At 62.5% G+C, this 5,156-nt stretch carries 4 protein-coding genes; all 4 read right to left on the bottom strand.

The window, feature by feature from the left end:
• Positions 1–234: 234 nt before the first annotated feature.
• A complete protein-coding gene (gene lpdA, locus ACXRVY_RS16455) occupies positions 235–1,617 on the bottom strand; it encodes a dihydrolipoyl dehydrogenase (RefSeq protein WP_223461956.1) in 1,383 nt (460 codons plus the stop codon).
• A gap of 3 nt (positions 1,618–1,620) precedes the next feature.
• Complete coding sequence (locus tag ACXRVY_RS16450; RefSeq protein WP_458237777.1) at positions 1,621–2,895, bottom strand: dihydrolipoamide acetyltransferase family protein; 1,275 nt, start codon at positions 2,893–2,895, stop codon at positions 1,621–1,623.
• On the bottom strand, positions 2,896–3,954 hold the full coding sequence (locus ACXRVY_RS16445) for an alpha-ketoacid dehydrogenase subunit beta (protein WP_108215957.1): 1,059 nt from the start codon (positions 3,952–3,954) through the stop codon (positions 2,896–2,898). It abuts the gene before it with no gap.
• A 1-nt stretch (position 3,955) separates the two neighbouring features.
• A partial coding sequence (locus ACXRVY_RS16440) for a thiamine pyrophosphate-dependent enzyme (protein ID WP_458237776.1) occupies positions 3,956–5,156 on the bottom strand: 1,201 nt, incomplete at its 5' end.

Here is a 5,156-nt window from a genome sequence, read left to right as displayed (position 1 = left end):
CTTAACAACCGCCGAAACGGTTCAAGGCTTCTGACGTTTTTTGGATGGGGACAACAATACTTCATTCTTGGGCTAAATCGCAGCCCAGACTATMGGCTGATCGGCAGAAATTGCGTCGCTCTTGAGAAATCGCGAGCAAGCTCGCTCCCACTTTGAATCTGTGGCGTTCACAAACCCTGTGGGAGCGAGCTTGCTCGCGATGGGGCCATCACAGACCCCATCAATCCCTCAAAATCACAGATGCAACGCATGCCCCAACGCCCGCAACGCCGCTTCCTGCACCGCCTCACCCAGCGTCGGGTGCGCATGGATGGTGCCGCCGATGTCTTCCAGCCGCGCGCCCATCTCCAGACTTTGCGCAAATGCCGTGGACAATTCGGACACACCGACGCCGACTGCCTGCCAGCCGACAATCACATGATTGTCGCGACGGGCGACCACCCGCACGAAGCCGCTTTTCGATTCCAGTGTCATGGCCCGGCCATTGGCGGCGAACGGGAAGCTGGAAACGATGCAGTCCAGGCCTGCGGCCTTGGCCTCGTCCGGGGTCTTGCCGACCACCACCAGTTCCGGGTCGGTGAAGCACACGGCGGCGATGGCGGTGGGGTTGAACTCGCGAGACTTACCGCTGATCAGTTCGGCGACCATCTCGCCCTGGGCCATGGCCCGGTGCGCGAGCATCGGTTCGCCGCTCAGGTCGCCGATGGCGTAGACGTTGCGCATGCTGGTCTGGCAGCGGTTGTCGATCTTGATCGACGAACCGTTCATGTCCAGGTTCAGCGCTTCGAGATTCCAGCCCTGGGTGTTCGGCTTGCGACCGACGGCCACCAGCACCTGATCGGTTTCCAGGTTCAGGGTTTCGCCGTCCGGTTCCAGTACCTGCAAGGTATTGTTAGAAGAATCAAAGCCTTGCACGCTGTGTTTCAAGTAAAGCTTCACACCGAGTTTTTTCAGTTCGTCGTGTACGGGCTGGGTCAGTTCGGCGTCGTAGGCCGGCAGGATGCGCTCCTGCGCTTCCACCACGCTGACTTCGGCGCCGAGCTTGCGATAGGCAATGCCCAGCTCCAGACCGATGTAACCGCCGCCAACCACGATCAAACGCTTGGGCACGGATGTCGGCGCCAGGGCTTCGGTGGACGAGATGATCGGCCCGCCAATCGGCAGCATCGGCAGGTTTACGCTTTTCGAACCGGTGGCCAGCACCAGGTGTTCGCACTGGATGCGGGTGTCGCCGACGTCCACGGTTTTACCGTCAACCACTTTGGCCCAGCCTTGAACGACCTGGACCTTGTGCTTTTTCAGCAGCGCCGCGACGCCGGTGGTCAGGCGATCGACGATGCCATCCTTCCACTCGACGCTCTTGTTGATGTCCAGAGTTGGCGCCGAAACGCTGATGCCCAGGGCCGAATGCTGGCTGTGGTGTTGCGTTTGATGGAACTGCTCGGCGACGTGAATCAGTGCCTTGGACGGAATGCAGCCGATGTTCAGGCAAGTGCCGCCCAGGGATTGGCCTTCCACCAGGATGGTCGGGATGCCCAGCTGGCCGGCACGGATCGCGGTCACATAACCGCCGGGGCCGCCGCCGATGATCAGCAGCGTGGTGTTCAAAGTCTGCATTCGTTACTCCACAAACAGAGTGGCGGGTTGTTCGAGCAAGCCACGGATGGCCTGGATGAAGAGCGCCGCGTCCATGCCGTCGACCACGCGGTGATCGAAGGAGCTGGAGAGGTTCATCATCTTGCGGAYCACGATCTGGCCTTTGATCACCATTGGCCGTTCGATGATCTTGTTGACCCCGACAATCGCCACTTCCGGCAGGTTCAGCACCGGCGTGCTGACGATGCCGCCCAGGGCGCCGAGGCTGGTCAGGGTGATGGTCGAGCCGGACAGTTCATCGCGGCTGGCCTTGCCATTGCGCGCGGCAGTGGCCAGGCGAGCGATTTCCGCCGCGCTGTCCCACAGGCTGCGGGTTTCGGCGTGACGCACCACCGGCACCATCAGGCCAACGTCGCTCTGGGTCGCGACGCCGACGTGTACCGCACCGAGGCGGGTGATGACCTGGGCCTCGTCGTCGTAACGGGCATTCATTTGCGGGAAGTCGCGCAGGGCGACGACCATGGCGCGAACCAGGAACGGCAGCAAAGTCAGCTTGCCGCGAGTCGCGCCGTGTTTTTCGTTGAGGTGCGCGCGCAGCTCTTCCACAGCCGTGACATCGATTTCTTCGACATAACTGAAGTGGGCGGCACGCTGGGTGGCGTCCTGCATGCGCTGGGCGATCTTGCGGCGCATGCCGATCACCGGGATCTGCTGTTCATCGGTACGTTGGGCGTAAGCCGCCGCCACCGGTGCCGAAGCGTTCGACTGACCCTGGGCCAGGTAGGCGTCAAGGTCTTCGTGCAGTACGCGGCCGGCCGGGCCGGTGCCACGCACCAGGCGCAATTGAATACCGAGGTCCAGCGCATGCTTGCGCACGGCCGGGGAGGCCAGCGGACGCTCATCGGCTTCGCGAGCAACCATCGGGCCCTGGCATACGGCAGCTTTTGGCGCTGGGGCCGCGACCGATTTGCTTTCAACCACGGCTTCAACTTTGGGCGCGACCACCGGGGCTTCTTTAACGGGAGCCGGTTGCGCCGACTCCTTAACGTTGCCCGCGCCTTCGACTTCAATGCTGATCAGCACACTGCCAACCGCCATGACTTCGCCCGGCTGGCCGCCAAGGGCGATGACCTTGCCATGCACCGGCGACGGAATATCCACCATCGCTTTATCGGTCATGACATCGGCCAGCACCTGATCTTCGACGACCATGTCGCCGACCTTGACGTGCCAAACCGACAATTCAACTTCTGCAATGCCTTCACCAATGTCCGGCATTTTAATGACGTGCGTGCCCATTCAGACCTCCATGACCCGTTTCAACGCCGCGCCCACTCGGGACGGCCCTGGGAAATACGCCCACTCTTGCGCGTGCGGGTAAGGGGTGTCCCAACCGGTGACGCGTTCGATCGGCGCTTCCAGGTGGTGGAAGCAATGCTCTTGCACCAGCGACACCAGTTCGGCACCGAAACCGCAGGTGCGGGTGGCTTCGTGAACCACGACGCAGCGGCCGGTTTTCTTCACGGATTTGACGATGGTCTCCAGGTCCAGCGGCCACAGGCTGCGCAGGTCGATGACTTCGGCATCGACGCCGCTTTCTTCAGCGGCGACTTGCGACACGTACACTGTGGTGCCGTAGGTCAGCACGGTGACGTCCTTGCCCGGACGGGCGATCGCGGCAACGTCCAGCGGTACGGTGTAGTAGCCGTCCGGAACCTGTGCGGCGGGGTGTTTCGACCATGGGGTTACCGGGCGTTCGTGGTGGCCGTCGAAGGGACCGTTGTACAGGCGTTTGGGCTCAAGGAAGATCACCGGGTCATCGTTTTCGATGGAGGCGATCAGCAGGCCTTTGGCGTCGTAGGGGTTGGACGGCATGACGGTGCGCAGACCGCACACCTGGGTGAAGAGTGCCTCGATGCTCTGGCTGTGGGTCTGGCCGCCGTAGATGCCGCCGCCGCAAGGCATGCGCAGGGTCATCGGTGCGGTGAACTCGCCAGCCGAGCGATAACGCAGGCGCGCGGCTTCGGAAATGATCTGATCGTAGGCCGGGTACACGTAGTCGGCGAACTGGATCTCCACCACCGGGCGCAGACCGTAGGCACCCATGCCCACGGCAGTACCGACGATGCCGCTTTCGGAAATCGGCGCGTCGAACACCCGGGAGGTGCCGTACTTGCTCTGCAGGCCTTCGGTGCAGCGGAACACGCCGCCGAAGTAGCCCACGTCCTGGCCGAAGACCACGACGTTGTCGTCCCGTTCAAGCATCACATCCATGGCCGAGCGCAGGGCCTGGATCATGGTCATGGTGGTCGTGGTCATGGCGGTTTCCAGCTCGATTTTGTTGTTGTGATCGTTCATGTCAGATCCCCAACTCCTGACGCTGGCGCTTCAAGTGCTCCGGCATCTCTTTGTAGACGTCTTCGAACATGGTCGCGGCGCTCGGAATCTGGCCGCCGGCGAGGGTGCCGTACTGCTCGGCTTCTTTCTGTGCGGCGATCACTTCGGCTTCCAGTTCGGCGCTGACGGCGGCGTGTTCCTCTTCGGACCACTGACCGATCTTGATCAGGTGCTGCTTGAGACGCGCAATCGGATCACCCAGCGGGAAGTGGCTCCAGTCGTCGGCGGGACGGTATTTGGACGGATCATCGGAGGTCGAGTGCGGGCCGGCACGGTAAGTGACCCATTCGATCATGGTCGGACCGAGACCGCGGCGCGCCCGTTCGGCGGCCCAGGCAGAAGCGGAGTAGACCGCGACGAAGTCGTTGCCATCGACCCGCAGGGAGGCAATGCCGCAACCGACGCCACGACCGGCAAAGGTGGTGGCTTCACCACCGGCAATCGCCTGGAACGTGGAAATCGCCCACTGGTTGTTGACCACGTTGAGGATCACGGGTGCGCGGTACACGTGGGCGAACGTCAGGGCGGTGTGGAAATCCGACTCGGCGGTGGCGCCGTCGCCGATCCACGCCGAGGCGATTTTGGTGTCGCCCTTGATCGCCGAGGCCATGCCCCAGCCCACGGCCTGAATGAACTGGGTGGCGAGGTTGCCGGAAATGGTGAAGAAACCGGCGTCCTTGACCGAGTACATGATCGGCAGTTGCCGGCCCTTGAGCGGATCGCGCTCGTTGGACAGCAACTGGCAGATCAGGTCGACCAGCGGTACGTCGCGGGCCATCAGGATGCTTTGCTGGCGGTAGGTCGGGAAGCACATGTCGTCGATGTTCAAGGCCAGGGCCTGGGCGCTGCCGATGGCTTCTTCGCCAAGGCTCTGCATGTAGAACGACATTTTTTTCTGACGCTGGGCAACCACCATGCGGTTGTCGTAGATCCGCGTCTTGAGCATGGCGCGCATGCCCTTGCGCAGGATCGCCACTGGCAYGTTTTCAGCCCAGGGGCCGTGGGCATTGCCCTGGTCGTCGAGCACGCGGATAAGGCCGCGGGCCAGATCAGCCGTGTCAGCCGGTTCAACGTCGATTTGGGGTTTGCGCACCGTGCCTGCATCGGTCAGGTGCAAGWAGGAGAAGTCGGTTTTGCATCCTGGACGGCCMGAGGGTTCGGGG

Source organism: Pseudomonas sp. P5_A2_2, from assembly GCF_054177685.1.
The sequence above is the reverse complement of the archived record's forward strand: the minus strand, read 5'-3'. Positions and strand labels throughout refer to the sequence as shown.